Raw genomic sequence first — 18,531 nt, forward strand, 5'->3', positions numbered from 1 at the left:
GACGGCGGATCAGGCCTGGCCCGGGTGTGCCTCGCTGAGTTCCAGCCCGCTGCGGTACTCCACGGGCTTGCCGCTGATGGGATCCACGAACCGGATGCCGCGGGCCAGAAGCTGGAGGGGCCTGGTGTAGTCGTCCGGAGCCTTGTCCAGCAGGTCCGGGTAGAAGGCGTCGTTGACGATGCCCAGCCCCAGCGACGCCATGTGCACCCGCAGCTGGTGCGTTTTTCCGGTGTGCGGCTCGAGCCGGTAGCGGGCCAGCCGCCGGGGACTGTCCGGTGCCGCGGCAGAGGTGACGGCCGCACCCGGCGCAGCGCCGCCGTCGAACATTTCCAGGCGCTCGATCCGCGTTTCCGCGTTCGGTTCGCCGTCGATGACTTCGGCGAGGAGGTAACTGCGCGACTTGGTCATCCGGTTCCGGACCACCACCGGGAAGCCGACGGCGGGATAACCCTCCGCGGGCTCGGCGGCGGACACGCACTCGTAGTCCTTCTGGACCTGCCGCTTCTCGAAGAGGACCTGGTACCTGCCGCGGGTCCGGGGATTGGTGGAGAAGAGCAGGACCCCGGCCGTCATGCGGTCCAGCCGGTGCATGGGGATCAGGTCCGGCAGCTCCAGCTGGTTGCGCAGCCTGACCAGCGCCGACTCCTGGATGTAGGTGCCGCCGGGGGTGGTGGGCAGGAAGTGCGGCTTGTCCACCACCAGCAGGTGCTCGTCCTGGTGGAGGATGGTGATCTCCACCGGAATCCGCGTCTCCGGCGGGAGGCTGCGATAGTACCAGATGAACGTGTGGTCCTGCAGGGGAGTGGCGCGGTCCAGTGGCACCCCGCCCTCGCCAACGATCTCGCCGGCGTCGAACCTGTCCTCGATGCCCTGGGGGTCGATGTGTCCCCAGCGGTGCATCATGTAGTCCATGGCCGTGTCCCAGGGCCCTTCTCCGGGGAGGCGCAGCCGGGTGGCGTTGACGCCGTCGCGCACGGGGAGGGGGGATTGCATCACCGGACCATTCTACCGGCGGGTGCTGCCGACCCTGGCGGAGCCCCCAGGGGCACACCCGGCACCGAACACAAAAAAGTTCTTGACAATAAAAATTGTCGGTAGAGATACTTGAATCATGTTGGAGATAGCCGTCATCGAGGATCCCGCCGCGGCCGAGGCGTCGCTGGATCCGATCCGGACCCGGATCCTTCGCGAACTGGTGGTGCCGGCCTCGGCAACCCAGCTCGCGGTGCGGGTGGGGCTGCCGCGGCAGAAGGTCAACTACCACCTCAGGGCCCTGGAAAAGCACGGCCTGGTGGAGCTGGTGGAGGAGCGGCGCAAAGGCAACATGACCGAACGCATCCTCCAGGCCACAGCGTCGTCCTACCTGATCTCTCCCCAGGCGCTGGCCTCGGTGTCCCCGGACCCGGGCCGCTTTTCCAGCCATTTTTCGGCATTCTGGCTGCTGGCGCTGGCGGGCCGCATGGTCCAGGAGATGGGAAAGCTGATCGCCGGCGCGGCCGCTGCCCGCCAGAAGCTGGCCACGTTCGCGGTGGACGGTGAAGTCACGTTCCGGACCGCGGCCGACCGCGCAGCGTTCGCCGAAGAGCTCGGCGTGGCGGTCACCCGGCTGGTGGACAAATACCACGACGGCGATGCCCCCCGCGGGCGCCGGCACCGGCTGGTGGTGGCGCTCCACCCCGTTCTCAAACCCGCCAAAGACCCCACACAGACCCCTTCAGGCAAGGAGCAGGACAATGACTGACAACCGCAACTTCGAAATCGTCTACGACACCGAACTTCCGGGCACGCCGGAGCGGGTCTGGGAGGCTGTGACCACCGGAACGCCCGCGTGGATGTTCCCCACGGACGGGTGGCCGGACGTCAAGACCGTCCAGGAGTACCCCACCCACCTGGTCTCCCGGATCGAGGGCCCGGACGGCTGGTTCAACCAGCTCGAGCATGTGCTGGAACCGCTCGACGGCGGCCGCGCCCGCCTGCACTATGTCCACAGCGGCATCTTCGCGGACAACTGGGACGAGCAGTACGACGGCGCCAGCCGCCACACGGAGTTCTACCTCCACACCCTGGGCCAGTACCTGAAGTACTTCGACGGACAGCCTGTGGTGTTCACGGACATCCAGGCGCCGGCAGCGTCACAGGCTCCGGACGGTTTTGCGCGCCTTCGCGGGGCGCTGGGCGTGGACTCCGCCGGGCAGGGTTCCCGGGTGGATCTGGAGCTTGACGGCCTGGGCCGGCTTTCGGGGGAAGTGGACTTCTCCAACGAGCACTTCCTGGGCCTGCGCACCTCCGACGCCATGTACCGCTTCTTCGGCCGCAACGCCTGGGGCGCTCCGGTGGGGATGACTGTGCATGATTTCAGCGGCACCGGCGACCCGGATGCCACGGCCAAGGCCTGGGGCGGCTTCCTCGAAAAGGCCTACGCGTAGGAGCCCGGGACCCAGTGATCGGCGGGCACGGGCTCCCGTCGGTCACGCAATGGCCACGGCCGGGGCGCTCTTCAGGGTCCGTCGGAGCTGCGGGGCGGCATCGAGCCGGTCCTGCGCTGAACGCAGGGCCAGGACCGCAGCTTCAAGCTTGTCCGGCGGCAGGGTGAACGGCACCCGCAGGTAACGCTCGAAGGCGCCGCCTATCCCGAAGCGCGGCCCTGCCGCCAGCCGGACCCCGAAGTCGGGGGCGATGACGGTCAGCGCAGTGCTGATGGGAGCGGGCAGCCGGCACCACGCGGACAGCCCGCCGGAAGGATAGGCCGCCTCCCACTCCGGCAGGTGGCCGGCAAGGAGCTCCAAAAGGGCGGCGCGGCTGTCCCGGAGGGCGGCAATCCGTGCCGGCAGCGGCTCATCCAGGGCCCGCACCAGGTGCGCTGCGGCCAGCTGTTCCATAAGGGGGCCGCCGAGATCAAGTGTTGTCCGGGCTCCCGCAAACCGTTGGATCAGGTCCTCCGAGGCCCTGATCCAGCCGGTGCGCAGCCCGCCCCAATGGGACTTGCTGAGCGAGCCGATGGTCACCACCGCCGGACTGAACGCCGCCACCGGTGCGGTCACAGCGCCGTCGAGGTTAAGCTCCCGCAGCGTCTCGTCCACCACCAGGACCGTCCCGGCGGCCGCAGCTGACCGGACCAGGTGGCGGCGCTGGAGGTCGGGCATCAGCTGGCCTGTGGGATTGTGGAAGTCGGGCACCACATAGGCCAGCCGGGGCCGCTGCTGCTGCAGGGCGGCCTGCAGGGCGGCCATGTCCCACGCCTGCGCGGCCCCGGCCCGGGCGCCGTGCGTGCCGGCGCTGGTGCCGGCCCTGCGTGGGCTTACTCCGGTACCGGCCGAGAATGCTACCGGGACCGGCCGGCAGCCCACAGCCCGGATGGCATCGAGGGCGTTGGGGTAGCTGGGGTGTTCCACCAGTACGCGGTCCTGCCTGCCGGCCAGGGCGCGGAGGATGATGTTCAGGGCGTGCTGCGCCCCCGATGTCACCATGATCTGGCTGGCGGTTGTGGGCACCCCGGCCGCCGTGTAGCGCGCAGCAACTGCTTCCCGGAGCGGGAGCAGGCCCAGGGCGTCGTAGCCGAATCCGGGGAGCAGGGCCGGAAGCTCGGTGAGGGCGGCGGCGAACGCACGGTGCACCACCTCCCCGCTGGCAGGAAGCGAGGCGTAGGCGAGGTCGATCAGTCCCTCCGGAGCCGCGAGCCCGGGGGCGGTCAGCGCCGGATCGTTCCGCACCGGTCCCGTGAAGAGCGTGGTGCCTGCCGGGGTGAGGCGCGGGATCCGCGTCCGGCTTCTGCTGCCCTGGCCGCCTGTGAGGAAGCCCTGCTCGCGGAGCAGCCCATAGGCGGCAGTCACCATGGTCCGGCTGACGCCCAGGGCTTCGGACAGGGCGCGCTCGCTGGGCAGCGCAGTGTCCAGGGCCACCCGGCCGTCGAGCACCAGCAGGCGTACGACGTCGGCCAGCTCGCGGTAGCCGGGCGTTGCGCCGACGTTCCACTCGCCCAGGAGACGGGACAGGCCTGAGGCAGTGAGGGATGACATCAGGCCAGTATCTCAAACTGGCTATGTAATTCAAGGCCAGTTTTCTGCCAGAGTCGTTCCTATGTTGACCCGCAGACTCCTTCAGCTCTTTACCGGCCTCGCCATGTACGGCGTTTCCCTGGCCATGTTCATCCGCGCAGGACTGGGCCTGGACCCCTGGGATGTCTTCCACCAGGGCGTGGCCGGCAGGACAGGACTCAGCATCGGCGTGGTGGTCATCATCGTGAGTTTCCTGGTGCTTCTGCTGTGGATTCCGCTGCGCCAATGGCCCGGTTTCGGAACACTGTGCAACGCCATCCTGGTGGGTGTGTTCGCGGACATTGGCCTCGCCCTGATTCCGGCCGTGACCCATCTGGGCGGGCAGATCTGCATGCTCGGCGGCGCGGTGGTGTTGAACGGCATCGCTTCCGCTTGTTACATCGGTGCCCGGTTTGGACCCGGCGCCCGCGACGGACTGATGACGGGCCTGGCCAGGCGCACCGGCTGGTCCGTCAGGTGGTCCCGCACGCTGATCGAGGTTGTGGTCCTGGCTTTCGGGTGGTTCCTGGGCGGATCGGTGGGCGTGGGCACCGTTGTCTACGCCCTGGCCATCGGCCCCCTGGTCCAGCTGCTGCTTCCGCTGTTCATGGTGCCGGCGCCACGCCGCGCAGACATCGCTTCACCGGGAGGCAGCAACCCTGGAACTCCTGCTCCGGCCTCCCTGGCCGGCAACAGCTGAGGCACCACACGGAGGCCTAACCCTGGGCCGGGAGCGGCTGGCACTGGGGGCAGTAGTAGATGTCCCGTTCCTCGTCGCCGTTCAGCTTGCCCAGCACGCCGCGCCGGATGGGGGTCCCGCACTTCAGGCAGGGCTGGTGTTCCCGGCGGTAGACCCAGTAGCCGGGCCGCCCCGCCATCCGGCCGACGGGCATGCCGCGGGCGTTGAGGATGGTGACGCGGCGGCCCGGGCCCAGGTTGACCTCCAGGAGCTGCTTGGCGTCCGTCATCATGGTCCGCACGTCCTGGACCGCCGAGACCGGGGAAGCGGGGTGCACGCCGGACAGGAAGCATGTTTCGCAGCGGTAGATGTTGCCGATCCCGGCCAGGTTGCGCTGGTCCAGCAGCGCCACGCCGATGGGGACGTCCGGGGCGGAACGGACCCGCCGCTCCGCCTCGTCCAGGTCCCAGTCCGGCCCCAGCAGGTCCGGACCCAGGAAACCCACGATGGAGTCCTCGCTGGCGGTGGCCACCACCTCAACAACCCCCAGGGAAAATCCGACGGCGTCCGCTGCGGCGGTGCGCAGCACGCACCGGGCGGTGTAGCCGGGTTTCCGCCACCTTCCGCCGGGCGGGTACACCTGCCAGGTTCCCTCCATTTTCAGGTGCGAATGGATGGTGAGCTTCTTGTCGTCCGGCCCCACCACGCGCATCAGCAGGTGCTTGCCGCGGGGCACCACTTCCGCCACGGTCCAGCCGGTGAGGTTGAGGGTTGCAAAGCGGGGCACGCGGAAATCGGAAGCAAGGAGTTTTTGTCCTGCCAGGGCCTGGTGCAGCTGGTTGGCTGCCCGCCAGACGGAATCGCCCTCAGGCACGGATCCTCAGTCCTTTCGGGGTGGAGTAGGCGCCGGCCGAGCTCAGGGCGGCAGCGACAGGGGTATCCAGGATGCCGTGCCCGTTGACCTTCTCCATGATCAGTTTGTCCACGGCTCCCCGGGTCACCACGCCCACCAGCGCCGCGCCGGCGGCCGAGAGGACGGCTTCATCGCCGCTGAAGGCCAGCAGTGTCTTGCCGCCCCGTTCAACATAGAGGACCAGGGCCCCGTCCACCAGCACCACCAGGGCACCCGCCTTCCGCCCGGGCCGGTGCCCCGTGCCGGCGTCGTCCTGGAGGGCCGGCCAGGGAAGGGCCGCTCCGTACGGGTTGGCAGGATCCGTCGCCGCCAGCGCCAGGGCGACCGGTTCGGGCCTGGCGAGCTGGGTGTCCTCCGAATAGGACCGCAGCCGGTCAACAGTGGCCGGAACCGCGAACTGGGCCGCCCCCAGGTGCTCAATGAAGTAGCCCCGCCGGCAGCGTCCGGCTTCCTCCAGCCTCGCGAGGACCTTGTACATGAGGCCGAAGCCGCCCAGGATCTGTTCCGCCATCACGGACCCCCTGGTGACCACGCCATAGCGGTCCAGCAGGAGTTCAGCCGTGGCCCGGGCATGGATGGTGGCGTCCAGTTCCGGCTGCGGCAGGGCAGACCAGCGGCCGGCGGCCATCGGGGGAGTTGACGCACCTCCGGCCGACGCACCGTACCTGCCGCCCGCCAGGCCCGGCGATCCCATGAGCCCGCTCCCGTGGGAACGGCCCAGCCTGCTGAGCCGGGGTGCCCTGGCGCGGGGTGCGCGGGCCACCTGCCGGTGCGCGGTGTGGCCACCGGCGATCAGCGCGCGGACCGGGGCGAACGTATCCCCGGTGATCCGGCCCGCCCACGCCAAGTCCCAGAGTGCCGTCACCACTTCCTGGTCGCTGAGGACGGCATCCATGCCCCCGGCGACGTCCGTGAGCTGCCGGAAGAAGTAGCCGCCGCCGTTGTTGCGAAGGTGCTCCAGGAGGCGCTGCTGCGCATCCCCGGGCTCGTACTCGATGGCAGGGTTGAGAGTCAGTTCGGCGGAGTCGGCAAGGTGGAGGCTGATCCAGCCGTCGTTTCCGGGCAGGGCTCCGGCGCCTGACCAGAGGACCTCCCCGGCGGCCATCAGTTCATCCAGCATTGCCGGCTGGTAGTTGGACACCCTGCCGGCAAGGACCAGCGGTTCCCAGGCCGAGGCCGGAATGGGCACCCCGGAAAGCTGGTCGACGGCGGTGATGATGCCGTCCAGCCCCCGCAGCGACGGCTGGCCGCGCCCTCCGCCGGGTGTCCTGACATGCTGCCAGGCGGGCAGGAAGCGCCCGTAGGCGGCCGCATCCACCGGTTCCACTTCCGCGCGGAGGGCTGCCAGCGAACGACGGCGGAGCTTGCGCAGGACCTCTGCGTCGCACCATTCGCTGACCACCGTGTGCGGGGAAAGGTTGGGCGCCGCTGGTTCACTTGCAGGCTGGCTTTCCTCCGGTCCGGTGCCTTCTCCGGCGGCACCGCTGCTGGTGTCCGGGACGGTTTCCGCTGGCCCTGCATGCGGCCGGAACTCGCCCTCCACTACGCGACCGTCTGCTGCCAGGCGTTTCAGGGCAGTGCTGACCACTGCCACGCCCAGGCCAAGCCGTGCTGCTGCCTCGGCCGCGGTGAAGGGTCCGTGCGTGCGGGCATACCGCGAAACAAGGTCGCTGAGGGGATCCGCGACGGGTTCGATGAACGCGAGCGGGACCCCCATGGGCAGCGGAACGCCTATGGCGTCCCGCAGCCGCGCGGCATCCTCCACAGCCGCAAAGCGTTCCACGCCGCCGATGTTGACCTTGATGGCACGGTTGGCGCGCTGCAGGGCCACCAGGTGGGCAGTGGCCTCCACCGGCTGGGCGTGCCCGGCGTCCACCGTGGCGTGGCCGTGCCCGGTGTCCTCTGGGGAAACGGAGTCGTCAGCGTCAACCAGGTCCTCAGCGACACCACCGGTGGCCTCCGCCGGCTGAGTTGCTGCCCCGTCCTGGTCGGATGCGGGGGGCGGCACCACTGCCGCGGGCTGGCCACCCGTTGCGGCCGGTTCCAGGCGCGCGGCCACCTCCTCGGGCGCCAGGGGGCCAAGCAGCCGCAGCAGGTCCGCCACCCCTTCCATGCCCCGCACCCGCCTGTCCGGCGCCAGCCGCTGGAGCTCGCGCTCGGTGGCTTCGATGACCTTGGAGTCCAGCAGTTCGCGCAGTTCAACGCGCCCCAGCAGCTCGTTCAGGAGCGTGGAATCAAGGGCCAGCGCGGCGGCTCGGCGCTCCGCGAGGGGAGAGTCGCCTTCGTACAGGAACTGCGCCACGTACCCGAACAGGAGGGACTTGGCGAACGGGGACGGCTGGGACGTGGTGGTCTGGACGATCCTCAGCTCGCGCCGTTCCACGGACGCCGCGATGTCCTTCAACGCCGGGAGATCGTAGACGTCCTGCAGGCATTCGCGGACGGTTTCCAGCACGATGGGGAAGGTTGGGTACTTCCGGGCGACATCGAGCAGCTGGGCTGACCGCTGCCGCTGCTGCCACAGCGGTTGCCGCTTGCCCGGGGTCTGCCTGGGCAGCAGCAGCGCCCGCGCGGAACACTCCCGGAACCTCGATGCGAAGAGTGCACTGCCGCCCACCTCGGCTGTAACGATCTGCTCCAGTTCCTCGGGGTCGAAGAGGAACAGCTCCGCCCCCGGCGGCTCATCCTCCATCATGGGCACGCGGAGCACAATCCCGTCGTCGGCAGCCATCGCCGAGCCGTCCAGCCCGTATCTCTGGTGGAGGCGCTGTCCGACGGCCAGTGCCCAGGGAGCATGCACGGGCATGCCGAACGGGCTGTGCAGGATGACGCGCCAGTCGCCCAATTCATCGTGGAACCGCTCAACCACCAGCGTGGTGTCGCTGGGAACGACCTCGGTGGCCAGCTTCTGCTCGGTGAGGTACTGGATCAGGTTGTTCGCGGCGAACTCATCCAGGCCGCTGGCTTTGCAGCGCTCGGTGGCAGGGCCGGCGTCGGACGCCGAGAGCTCACGGACGAACGCGCCAAGGGCGCGGCCCAGGTCCACTGGCCGGCCGAGCGAGTCGCCCTTCCAGAAAGGCAGCTTGCCCGGCTGGCCGAAGGCGGGCGAGACCAGCACGCGGTCATGCGTGATGTCCTCGATCTTCCAGCTGGTGGCGCCCAGCGCAAAGACGTCCCCCACCCGCGACTCGTACACCATCTCTTCATCGAGCTCGCCTACCCGGCGCCCGCCCTTGGGGGCGGGCGCCGGTTTGCCCTCCGTGGAAGGGGAAGCCGATCCTTCAACCTCCGTGCCGATGATGTACACACCGAAGAGCCCGCGGTCGGGGATGGTCCCGCCGGAGGTCACCGCCAGGCGCTGCGCGCCCGGCCGGCCCTCGATGGTGCCCGCGTTGCGGTCCCAGATGATCCGTGGGCGGAGTTCGGCGAATTCGTCGGACGGGTACCGTCCGGCCAGCAGGTCCAGGGTGGCTTCGAACGCTGAGCGCGGGAGTGATGCGAAAGGCGCCGAGCGCCGTACCGTGGCAAACCATTCCTCGACGTCGATGCTGCCCAAGGCGGCGGCGGCAACAGTCTGCTGGGCCAGGATATCCAGCGGGTTGGCCGGGATGCTGAGGCGCTCGATCTTTCCGCCGAGCATCCGTTCCACCGTAATGGCGGTGTGGACGAGGTCCGCCCGGTGTTTCGGGAAGAGGACGCCCTGGGAGACTTCGCCCACCTGGTGCCCTGCCCGGCCCACCCGCTGCAGGCCGCTGGCCACGGACGGCGGTGATTCCACCTGCACCACCAGGTCCACGGCGCCCATGTCGATGCCGAGCTCCAAGGAAGACGTGGCCACCACGCACCGCAGCCGGCCCGATTTCAGGTCGTCCTCGATGAGCGCCCGCTGGTCCTTCGAAACGGAGCCGTGGTGCGCGCGGGCCAGCACCGGATCTGCCCCCGCAGAGCTTCCGGCCTGCGCCATCATGTGCGCCGGCGTGGCGGTGGAGGCGGGAACGCCGGGTGCCGCTGCCTGCTGGGCCGGGTCATCCCAGCCGCCGCCTGCCGCCACCAGCTGCCGCTCCGCGTAAATCTCGTTGAGCCTGGCCGTGAGGCGCTCCGAGAGGCGGCGGGAGTTGGCGAACACAATGGTGGACTGGTTGGCCAGCACCAGGTCCACGATCTTCTCTTCCACGTGCGGCCAGATCGATGCCTGCGGCTGGAGCCCGGAGGCGGGGCCGGAGTCGAAAGCCCCCGCGGCGCCCTGGAGGTCGGACATGTCCTCCACCGGGACGGAGACGGTGAGGTCCCAGTTCTTTTTGGCAGGAGGGGCAACAATTTCCACCGGCGCTGTGCCTGCGAGGAACTGCGCCACGAGCTCCTTGGGTTCCACGGTGGCGGACAGTCCGACGCGCTGGGCCGGATTGGGCAGCAGCGCATCCAGCCGCTCGAGGGAGACCGCCAGGTGGGCGCCGCGTTTGGTCCCGGCCACGGCGTGGACCTCATCGATGATGATGGTGTCCACTTCGGTGAGCGTTTCCCGCGCCTTGGAGGTGAGCATCAGGAACAGGGATTCCGGGGTGGTGATGAGGATGTCCGGCGGGTTGCTCAGCAGGGCGCGGCGGTCAGCAGTGGTGGTGTCACCGGAGCGCACGCCCACGGTGGTCAGCGGGGCCGGCAGCCCAAGGCGCTTGGCGGTCTGGGTGATGCCGATCAGCGGTGAGCGGAGGTTCCGTTCAACGTCCACGCCCAGGGCTTTCAGGGGTGAAATGTACAGGACACGGGTCTTGCGCTTCGGCGCGCGGGATCGCTTGCCCTTCGAGGTGGCCGCGCCGGCGGCCACCGTGGCCTCCGGTGCTTCCGCGGCGGAGGCCAGGAGCCGGTCCAGCGCCCAGAGGAAAGCGGCGAGGGTTTTCCCGGACCCCGTCGGGGCCACCACCAGGGCGTGCGAGCCCGAGGAAATGGCGCGCCAGGCGCCCTCCTGCGCGGGCGTCGGCTCTGAGAAGGCACCGAGGAACCAGTCGCGCGTGGGCCTGCTGAACTGGGCCATGGTGCTGGCGCTTGTGCCCTTTCCGCCTGTGCCCTTTCCGCTGGTGGGGGCCTCTTCCTCGATCATGCCTCCATCATGCCCCAAGGCACCGACACTGATGCCGGCCGCCTGCCCGGGCTCACGCCTTGTCCGCGGCCGGGAGGTCCCTGGTGGCCGGCCCCTCCAGGAGTTTTCCGTCGCTGCTGAACCGTGAGCCGTGCAGCGGGCAGTCCCACGTGAGTTCGCTGTCATTCCAGTGCAGGATGCCCCCGAGGTGCGTGCAGACGGCTGACAGCCTGCACGTGGTGCCGTCCACGGTGGAGACAGCCACCGGCCTGGGTCCTTCGCTGTACACCCTGCCCTCGCCGTCGGCCGGAACCACCGGGGCGGGGGCCGGCTCCTTGCTGTGCTTCCGCAGGCCCTCCGCGGCCAGTTGTCCCCAGCCGGCGGCAAGCTTGCCTGCCACGCCGGCGTTGAGGGCGACGGCGGAGAAGGCTCCCGAGGGCGAGGTGACCCTGCGGTGGATGGTGTTTGCCCAGGGCACGTTCCCGCCGAGGATGTCGGCAGAGATGCCGACGGCGGCCGCCACCGCGTTGGTCATGCCCCACTTGCTGTAGCCGGTGCCGAAGTGGATGTGGCCTTTGCCGCGGGGGAACCTGCCGAAGAAAGGCATGAGGTTGGTGGGCATGTAGTCCTGCGCGGACCAGGTGTGGGTGGCAACGGCGCCGGGGTAGTGCCGGCCGGCCCAGTCCAGGAGGCTGCCAAGATGGTGTTTCTCGGACCGGGCCCGGCCCACGTGGTGCCCGTGGCCGCCCACCAGGAGCAGGCGGCGGCCGTCCGCGTCGTAGTCCCTCAGCGAATGGGTGGGCTGCTCCACGGAGAGGTACATGCCCCGGGGAGGAGCCTGGTCGTCCTGGAGCTGGAGGGCTGCCGCGTAGGAGCGGCTGGGCTTCAGTTTGGCGAAGTACAGGCCGCGGTCCAGCACGGGAATGCCGGTGGCGAGCACCACCTCGTTGGCGGTGACGGTGCCGTGGTCGGTATGCACCGTGGCGGGCCCGCTGCCGGTGACGTCCTGCAGCCGCACGCCGCCCACCACGGATCCTCCCCGGCCCCGGATGTCCGACACCAGCGTTTCCAGCACCTTCACCGGGTGGATCTGCGCCTGGTCCGCCAGGCGGACGGCGCCGTGGACGGGAAACGGCAGGCCGGCGTCGCGCACGTATTCCAGGTCCAGCCCGGCGGTGGTGCCGGCGCTGACTTCTTCGCGGAGCTTTTCGGTCCCCTGCGCGGAGGCTGCGTAGGTGTAGGCGTCCCTGCGCTGGTACGGCACACCCTGTTCGTCAAGGTACCGCAGGAGCCAGGCCTGGCCCTCGCGGTTGGCATCCACGTACGCCTGCACCTGCTTCTGTGAATACTGGCGGGCGAGCTGTGACAGGAATGTCCCCTGGAGCAGGGTTACCTTGGCGGTGGTGTTTCCGGTGGTTACGGCGCCGGGGTACCTGGCCTCGAGGACAAGCACGTTCTGCCCGGAGCGTGCCAGCAGCAGCGCGGTCACCAGGCCGGTGAGCCCTGCTCCGGCCACCACGGTGTCGTAGGTGCCTCCCGGCTCGAACGGATCGGAAACGAACGGTTCGCTGTGGTCCAGCCAAATCGACGTCATGCCTGCTCAGCCTACCTTTTGTCCAGGCCCTGCGGGGCCGGTTTGTGATGGGTCCCTTATGGCCCCCCACCCATCAATGGCGTATTTGCTAAGTATACTTATGATGTTGGGGTTTAAGTCTATGGTCAGGTGGCAGCCCGGCAGCCACGAAGTGAACATAGCGACAAAACAGCAGGAGACGTCATGACAAGCATGAGTTCCTACGGCCGCGCAGTGGGCCGGACTACCACGGCCACCAGGCAGCCACAACCAGGCAACCAAAGCCCCGAACAAGTCAAAATGAGAAACTGCAGGCGGCCCGGCATCATGCCGGACCGCCTGCAGTTTCCTTGTGGAGCGCCGCCGCGGAGGAATCAGGCGGGCTGGAACGGGCTGATTGTCAGGAGCGTGATCGCACCGTTGCTGCAGGCCCTGGTGGGCTGGGGCAGGAACAGGGACTCCGTGTCCTCGGGCGGGTAGATCCGGTAGCCGGCCGCATCCACCAGGGCGCAGTCCGAATAATTGCCGGCCTGGGTGTAGCGCAGCACGGCCGAGCCGGTTTGTCCGGGGGCCAGGAGGACGTCCACCGCCGCGGTGGATTCGTCCCGGACCGCCGGCGCGCCGATGGGAGCGCCGGCAGCATCAGCGGTCAGGGACACCCCGGCATAGCCGCGGAGGATGCACGGATCGGAGCCGGTGTTGGTGAGGTTGAGCTTCATGTACACGCTGCCGGCCGCCCCGCCCCCTGACGCGTCGGTAGCCGCCGAGAGCCCTGCCGCCTTGCAAAGTGCGGGGTCGCCCGGGGCCGGAGCCGCGGAGGACGGGGACGTGCCGGGGGACGACGGCGGCGCAGACACCGTGGGCGCCGCGGACGATGCGTCGGGGCTGGCTGGGCTGCTGGCCGAGCCGGTGCCTGTGCCGGTTCCTGCTGCAGTCGGCTGCGACTGCGGCTGCGCCGGCCCGCAAGCACTGAGCATCAGTGCCGCCGCCGCGGCCGCCGTGGACATGACCAACCCCTGGAAAATTCGCTGAGACCTCATGGCACCACCTTCGCCGCAGCGGGTGTCCGCGTCAACGGCACAACGGGCCGCCCCGGCATTTTGATGCCCGGATCGTGATGATCCGGGCATCAAAAGCCGTGGCGCTGCCGGCTGGGGCCGCCCTTGGTGCGGCTGTGACGGTGCGGCGCTACTTCGCCGGGGTGTCCGCCGGGTTGCGCCGGGCCGTGCTGCGGACCAGGGCCGTACCGCCCAGTACCAGCCCGCCGAGGCCCGCTGCCAGGCCTGCCCAGCTGCGCGCTCCTGCTCCGCCGTCATCTGCCCCGCTGCCGCTGACCGCCGAGGCTTGTTCGGTGGAGTGGGACGCGGTCGGGGCAGCCCCGTGGCCGTCAGTGCTTGCGGCTTCCGTCACGGTCACCGACGGTGCAGGTGCCTTCAGGGAATGGGGGTCCTGGCCGTCCGCCGGAATTTCGGACCAGTCAGTCTGGCCTGTTTGGCAGGTCTGGAGCGTGGGGAAGTACAGCGTTTTCCCGGCTGCATCAGGCAGTTTCGCCGAGAGGACCAGGGTGTCCCGGAGCTGGTGTTCCAGGGGCGCCTTGGCGGTGTAGACGATCTGGCTGGTCCGCTTGGTGATGGAGGTGCCGTCTGCGAGCTTCTTCGGTTCAGGGAGCTGCTCGGTCACCTTCTCCACGGTCCAGTTCGGGTTGACCGTGGGCTGGGCGTCGTTCAGCTCCGCGGGCAGCGTGATGGCCACCCTGGTGGTGCCGGACTCGTCGCAGCCGTGGGGGACCGCAAACGTGAGCAGGGCATAGGAGTTGGCCGAGGTCTTGTCCGGCGTGACGCCGACGTGGGCGGCGGCGCCGCCCGCGGCTGCCAGCAGAAGCGCAGCGGCGCCTCCGGTGGCTGCTGCCGTTGCCAGGGAACGTCGAAGGATGGAGGTGTGCATGGTTGCCTTTCCGGCGCACGCCCGGAACCGGGGTGCTAAAAGTCTTTTGTGGGCCCGGCGCCGCAGGACGCGGAGCGGGTCAGGAGGAAAGCACGACGGCGGAAGGCGGGCCGCGCCGGCTGTCCTGCCGGAGGTTGCGCCAGGGGCGCAAAGGGGCGGCGGCAGGAGGAAAAGCAGCTAAAGGCGGGGCGCCGTCGTCGCACGCCACCGGCTGGGGGAGCGCAACAAGGGGCCGAAGCCAGGCAGCCAGCGCCCACAGAGCGGCCTCGCCTTTGGCGAGGAGCAGCGCGGAGCCCAGTGTCGCCAGGACGTGCGCAGCGAGCATCAGGGGACCGGCTGTTGCCGCGGCTCCGGCGAGGTGGTCTGCCGCCGGGGTGAGGAAGCCGGGTCCGGCCACGTGGCTGACGTGGGATGCGGCAGGGCCGGACCCCGGGGCCGTACCGGAAGAACTGAAGGCCGTGAAGACCTCATGCAGTGCCACCTGCCCGCCGCCCAGGAGCGCGGCCAGCGCGGGAAATCCCAGGCGCAGGCGTGTTGCGGTGGTGCTGCCTAGCGCGGTCAGGGACAGCACGGCCAGCATGATGGCGGGCGTGGGGAGCTCCCCGCCGGCAGCGAGGTGCGCTCCGGCGGCAAGCGCCAGGATGACGGTGGCCACGGCGGTGGCGCGCAGGAGGTGGAAGGGGGTCCGGGGACGATGTGCCGGCACGGATGGTCCCCCTCCCAATGACGGAACGGGCCGCGGATGGCGGCGCCGGTTTAATGATGGCCGTTCAGATTCTACCGGCGGGAAGGGTGCGTGCGCGCGCCCCGGGCGGGCAGTTCCAGGCACGCCCGCAGGCCCGCCCGCCGGCTATGTACCGCCCCTTCGGGCCCGCGTAGACTGCGAGCGTAACTGCCAGGCGATCTTGAGGAGAAGTTCATGGACTACACCGGAAGCCAGTCAGAGAAGGCCGTTCCCGCCGGTGAACTGGACCGCGGGCATGTTGGCCACACGGTCAGCTTCCAGCCGAACGAGTTCACCGTGGTGTTCGGGAAGATCGCCGGAATAGCCCGCACGGAGGCCATGGTCTACCTGTCCCTAGCCGGAGTCTCGGGCGGCACGCACCTCAAGGATGAATACGATCTCCCGGTCACCCATCCGGTATACCTCCAGGTGGACGTCATCTCCAACGCCGAGTCCACCATCAAGGACCTGTTCGGCAAGGTCCAGGAGAATCTCCGCGGCTCGGGGCACAAGGGCGGCGAGGAACGGACCGACCGGCTGTAGCTTTCCAGCCGCAGGGGGAGCGGCCGGCGGCGGTGAGGCTGGGATCCGAGGGGTCCCGGCCTTCTTTCGTCGAATCACAAAGATCGACAACGTAGGAAAAAAGTTGTTGAACAATACCTTGCGCGGATTGTTCAACAACCTGTAATGTCGATCGGGACGACCACTGTGACTCCAGTCACCCTGAAAATTGGACGAACCCATGGCAGAAACCGGCATAAAACTGAACCTGAGCTCCTCTGCTCGGCGCACGGCCCTCCTGGGAGCCATGTTCCTGATGGCTACCAGCGCCATCGGGCCCGGCTTCATCACCCAGACCACTGTTTTCACCGCCCAGATCGGTGCGTCGTTCGCGTTCGCGATCCTGGCGTCGATCCTCATCGACATCGCGGTCCAGATGAACGTCTGGCGCGTTATCGGCGTCTCGGGGCTGCGCGCCCAGGAACTCGGCAACAAAGTCCTCCCCGGTATTGGCTGGTTCCTGGCGGGCCTGGTCTTCCTCGGCGGCATGGTGTTCAACATCGGCAACATTGCCGGAACAGGACTCGGCGTCAACGCGATGATGGGCGTGGATCCGAAGATCGGCGGGCTCGTGTCCGCAGTCGTCGCCATCCTCATCTTCGTCAGCAAGAAAGCCGGCATGGCGCTGGACCGGATCGTGGTCCTGCTGGGCGCCGTCATGATCCTCCTGATGATCTACGTGGCCATTGTTGCCGCCCCGCCCCTGGGCGAGGCCCTGAAGAACACGTTCCTGCCCGAGACGGTGGACTTCCTCATCATCACCACCCTCGTGGGCGGAACCGTGGGTGGCTACATCACGTACGCGGGCGCGCACCGGATGCTGGATTCCGGTGCCACCGGCGTGCGGCACGTCAAGGAGATCACCCGCAGCTCCGTCCTGGGCATTATGGTTACCGGCCTCATGCGCGTCCTTCTCTTCCTGGCCATCCTCGGCGTTGTGGCCGGCGGCACGGTGCTCAGCAGCAACAACATGGCGGCCGAAGCCTTTGGCGCCGCTGCCGGCGAAATCGGCCTCCGGATGTTCGGTGTGGTTCTGTGGGCCGCAGCAATCACCTCGGTGATCGGAGCTGCCTTTACCTCCGTCTCCTTCATCACCTCGTCCCGCACTTCAGAGCGCAAGCGCAACCTCATCACCGTTGCCTTCATCGCAGTCTGCGCCGTGATTTACGCCTTCCTCGGCCAGGCGCCGCAGCAGCTGCTGATCTTCGCCGGCGCCTTCAACGGCCTGATCCTCCCGGTCGGCTTCGGTGTCCTCCTCTGGGTGGCCTGGCGGCGCCGCGACCTCCTGCACGGCTACGCCTACCCCAAGTGGCTGCTGCTGGTCGGCGTCGCCACCTGGCTGATCACGCTGTTCCTTGGCTGGAACTCCGTCATGGGCCTGGCGAAGCTGTGGTCATGACCGGCCGCGCCTCCATGCTCCCCGCCGAAGCGCGCGAGGCCTTCCGCGCCGGACTGGTGGAGCCGACGTCGGGCTGGTCCCGCGGCTACGCGCAGGCCAACGTCCTGTCCATCCCGCGGGAGCATGCCTTCGACCTGCTGCTGTTCGCCCAGCGCAACCCCAAGCCGTGCCCCATCCTGGGCATCCTCGAACCGGGCCACACCACCGGGCCGCTGCTGGCCGGCGGGGACATCCGCACGGACGTCCCCAAGTACACCGTCTACAAAAACGGTGAAAAAGTGGATGAACCCACGGACATCACCGGCTACTGGCAGGACGACCTTGTGACGTTCCTGATCGGCTGCTCCTTCACCTTCGAGGCAGCCCTGCAGGACGGGGGCGTCCGGATCGCGCATATCGACCAGGGCGTGAACGTGCCCATGTACCGGACCAACCGGGCCTGTGACCCGGCCGGATCAATGTCCGGTCCGATGGTGGTTTCCATGCGCCCGGTACCGGCCTCGCAGGTTGCGGACGCGGTCCGCATCACCTCGCGGTACCCAGCCGTGCACGGCGCCCCGGTCCACGTGGGCAACCCGGAGGAACTGGGCATTGCCGATCTGGGCCGGCCCGATTTCGGCGACGCCGTGAAGATCCCGGCCGGCCACATCCCGGTGTTCTGGGCCTGCGGAGTGACGCCGCAGGCGGCCGTGATGCAGTCGAGGCCCCCGCTGGCCATCGGCCATGCGCCCGGCCACATGCTTATCACGGACGCACGGGACAGCGACTACCTGGTGCCGTAGGCGCCGCTCATAACAAGGGGTGCCGTAGGCGCCGCTCGTAACAACTGGTGCCGTAGGCGCCGCGGACAACTAAAGAACAAGGTGTGGGGCAGGAGGAAACCTCCTGCCCCACACCTGTATGTTTCGGCGGCGTGCCTATCCGGCGCGCTGCCGCATCCCGGACCCGCGGTCCTGCTCCGAGCCCAGGTGCGCCAGCAGCTCCGCCTCAGCCTCGTCCAGGTAGGCGCGCAGCCCCTCTGCAGCATCCTGGCGTGCGCCGGCGCGCAGCTGCTTCACCAATGTCACGTTGCGGTCCACGTAGTGGCTGTGGAAGTCCGGTGCCGAAGCCATGGAGTGGAACACCAGCCGCATTTCGGCCAGCACCCGGTCCATGAGCTCCTGCAGCGAAGCGCTGCCGGTCAGGGCTACCACGGCTCCGTGCAGTGCCTGGTTGGCATCGGCCATGTCGGGCACCGATCCGCTGTCCCGGGCCTGCTGCGCCCGCTGCACAATGGTTTCCAATCCCTCCAGCACCTGCGGTGTCAGCTCGCCCCAGAGGACGGCGGCAGGCTCAATCATCCGCCGCACGCGGTAGATTTCGCGGACTTCCTCCACGCCCGGTGACGCCACAAAGACGCCGCGGTTTGGTATGCGCGTCACAATGGATTCGCCGGCGAGCGTGGTGAACGCCTGGCGCAGGGTGTTGCGGGAAACACCCAGCGCTGCGCACAGCGGCTCCTCGGACAGCTTGGACCCCGGCGTAAGTTCACCCGCGGCAATGCGGGTGCGCAGCACCGACGCGATCCAGGCCGTGGTGTGTGCGTGTTCCGCCGTACCGTCTGCCGAAGTGTTCATTGGTTTCCCCCATT

16 protein-coding genes are annotated in these 18,531 nt (G+C 68.8%); 7 read left to right on the top strand and 9 right to left on the bottom strand.

The window, feature by feature from the left end; translation table 11 throughout:
• Positions 1-9: 9 nt before the first annotated feature.
• Positions 10-993: an RluA family pseudouridine synthase gene (locus tag AC4BCK_RS03695; protein WP_364274692.1), complete on the bottom strand. Its 984-nt coding sequence runs from the start codon at positions 991-993 to the stop codon at positions 10-12.
• Positions 994-1,111: 118 nt separating this feature from the next.
• On the opposite strand from AC4BCK_RS03695, the gene AC4BCK_RS03700 reads away from it, so the two are divergent.
• On the top strand, positions 1,112-1,741 hold the full coding sequence (locus AC4BCK_RS03700) for a winged helix-turn-helix domain-containing protein (protein ID WP_174180039.1): 630 nt from the start codon (positions 1,112-1,114) through the stop codon (positions 1,739-1,741).
• Positions 1,734-2,426 carry an SRPBCC family protein gene (locus AC4BCK_RS03705; protein ID WP_490566589.1) on the top strand — a complete coding sequence of 231 codons (693 nt, stop codon included), beginning with the start codon at positions 1,734-1,736 and terminating at the stop codon, positions 2,424-2,426. Before AC4BCK_RS03700 ends, AC4BCK_RS03705 begins: the two co-directional genes overlap by 8 nt.
• A 42-nt stretch (positions 2,427-2,468) precedes the next feature.
• Here AC4BCK_RS03705 and yczR read toward each other — a convergent pair whose 3' ends face one another.
• Positions 2,469-4,016, bottom strand: a complete 1,548-nt coding sequence (gene yczR, locus AC4BCK_RS03710; RefSeq protein WP_490566590.1) for a MocR-like transcription factor YczR — start codon at positions 4,014-4,016, stop codon at positions 2,469-2,471.
• Between the two features lie 61 nt (positions 4,017-4,077).
• On the opposite strand from yczR, the gene yczE reads away from it, so the two are divergent.
• Positions 4,078-4,734: a membrane protein YczE gene (gene yczE, locus AC4BCK_RS03715; protein WP_471899710.1), complete on the top strand. Its 657-nt coding sequence runs from the start codon at positions 4,078-4,080 to the stop codon at positions 4,732-4,734.
• Positions 4,735-4,750: 16 nt separating this feature from the next.
• On the opposite strand, the gene AC4BCK_RS03720 is transcribed toward yczE, so the two are convergent.
• From AC4BCK_RS03720 to AC4BCK_RS03735, 4 genes are all read right to left on the bottom strand, one after another.
• Positions 4,751-5,587: an Fpg/Nei family DNA glycosylase gene (locus AC4BCK_RS03720; protein ID WP_174180045.1), complete on the bottom strand. Its 837-nt coding sequence runs from the start codon at positions 5,585-5,587 to the stop codon at positions 4,751-4,753.
• Positions 5,580-10,655 (bottom strand): Lhr family helicase, encoded by a 5,076-nt coding sequence (locus tag AC4BCK_RS03725; protein ID WP_490566894.1) that lies wholly within the window; start codon positions 10,653-10,655, stop codon positions 5,580-5,582. Before AC4BCK_RS03725 ends, AC4BCK_RS03720 begins: the two co-directional genes overlap by 8 nt.
• 118 nt (positions 10,656-10,773) lie before the next feature.
• Complete coding sequence (locus AC4BCK_RS03730; RefSeq protein ID WP_490566591.1) at positions 10,774-12,294, bottom strand: FAD-dependent oxidoreductase; 1,521 nt, start codon at positions 12,292-12,294, stop codon at positions 10,774-10,776.
• Positions 12,295-12,647: 353 nt separating this feature from the next.
• A complete protein-coding gene (locus tag AC4BCK_RS03735) occupies positions 12,648-12,998 on the bottom strand; it encodes a DUF4232 domain-containing protein (RefSeq protein WP_309296834.1) in 351 nt (116 codons plus the stop codon).
• On the opposite strand from AC4BCK_RS03735, the gene AC4BCK_RS03740 reads away from it, so the two are divergent.
• A complete protein-coding gene (locus AC4BCK_RS03740; RefSeq protein WP_363958533.1) occupies positions 12,991-13,305 on the top strand; it encodes a hypothetical protein in 315 nt (104 codons plus the stop codon). The genes AC4BCK_RS03735 and AC4BCK_RS03740 overlap by 8 nt on opposite strands.
• A gap of 156 nt (positions 13,306-13,461) precedes the next feature.
• Here AC4BCK_RS03740 and AC4BCK_RS03745 read toward each other — a convergent pair whose 3' ends face one another.
• Together AC4BCK_RS03745 and AC4BCK_RS03750 are read right to left on the bottom strand one after the other, a co-directional pair.
• Positions 13,462-14,217 (bottom strand): YcnI family copper-binding membrane protein, encoded by a 756-nt coding sequence (locus AC4BCK_RS03745; protein ID WP_490566592.1) that lies wholly within the window; start codon positions 14,215-14,217, stop codon positions 13,462-13,464.
• Positions 14,218-14,296: 79 nt separating this feature from the next.
• A complete protein-coding gene (locus AC4BCK_RS03750) occupies positions 14,297-14,923 on the bottom strand; it encodes a hypothetical protein (protein ID WP_364274599.1) in 627 nt (208 codons plus the stop codon).
• A gap of 213 nt (positions 14,924-15,136) precedes the next feature.
• On the opposite strand from AC4BCK_RS03750, the gene AC4BCK_RS03755 reads away from it, so the two are divergent.
• The 3 genes from AC4BCK_RS03755 to AC4BCK_RS03765 all read left to right on the top strand — a co-directional run bounded on the left by AC4BCK_RS03755 (position 15,137) and on the right by AC4BCK_RS03765 (position 17,683).
• Entirely contained in the window at positions 15,137-15,484 is a 348-nt protein-coding gene (locus AC4BCK_RS03755) for a hypothetical protein (RefSeq protein WP_174180054.1), read from the top strand.
• A 199-nt stretch (positions 15,485-15,683) separates the two neighbouring features.
• Positions 15,684-16,901, top strand: coding sequence for an NRAMP family divalent metal transporter (locus AC4BCK_RS03760; protein ID WP_174180056.1), 1,218 nt, complete (start codon positions 15,684-15,686; stop codon positions 16,899-16,901).
• Entirely contained in the window at positions 16,898-17,683 is a 786-nt protein-coding gene (locus AC4BCK_RS03765) for a putative hydro-lyase (RefSeq protein ID WP_174180058.1), read from the top strand. Before AC4BCK_RS03760 ends, AC4BCK_RS03765 begins: the two co-directional genes overlap by 4 nt.
• 135 nt (positions 17,684-17,818) lie before the next feature.
• Here AC4BCK_RS03765 and AC4BCK_RS03770 read toward each other — a convergent pair whose 3' ends face one another.
• Positions 17,819-18,517 (bottom strand): GntR family transcriptional regulator, encoded by a 699-nt coding sequence (locus AC4BCK_RS03770; protein WP_377084662.1) that lies wholly within the window; start codon positions 18,515-18,517, stop codon positions 17,819-17,821.
• Positions 18,518-18,531: the final 14 nt, after the last annotated feature.

This window comes from Pseudarthrobacter sp. As-47 (assembly GCF_058215595.1).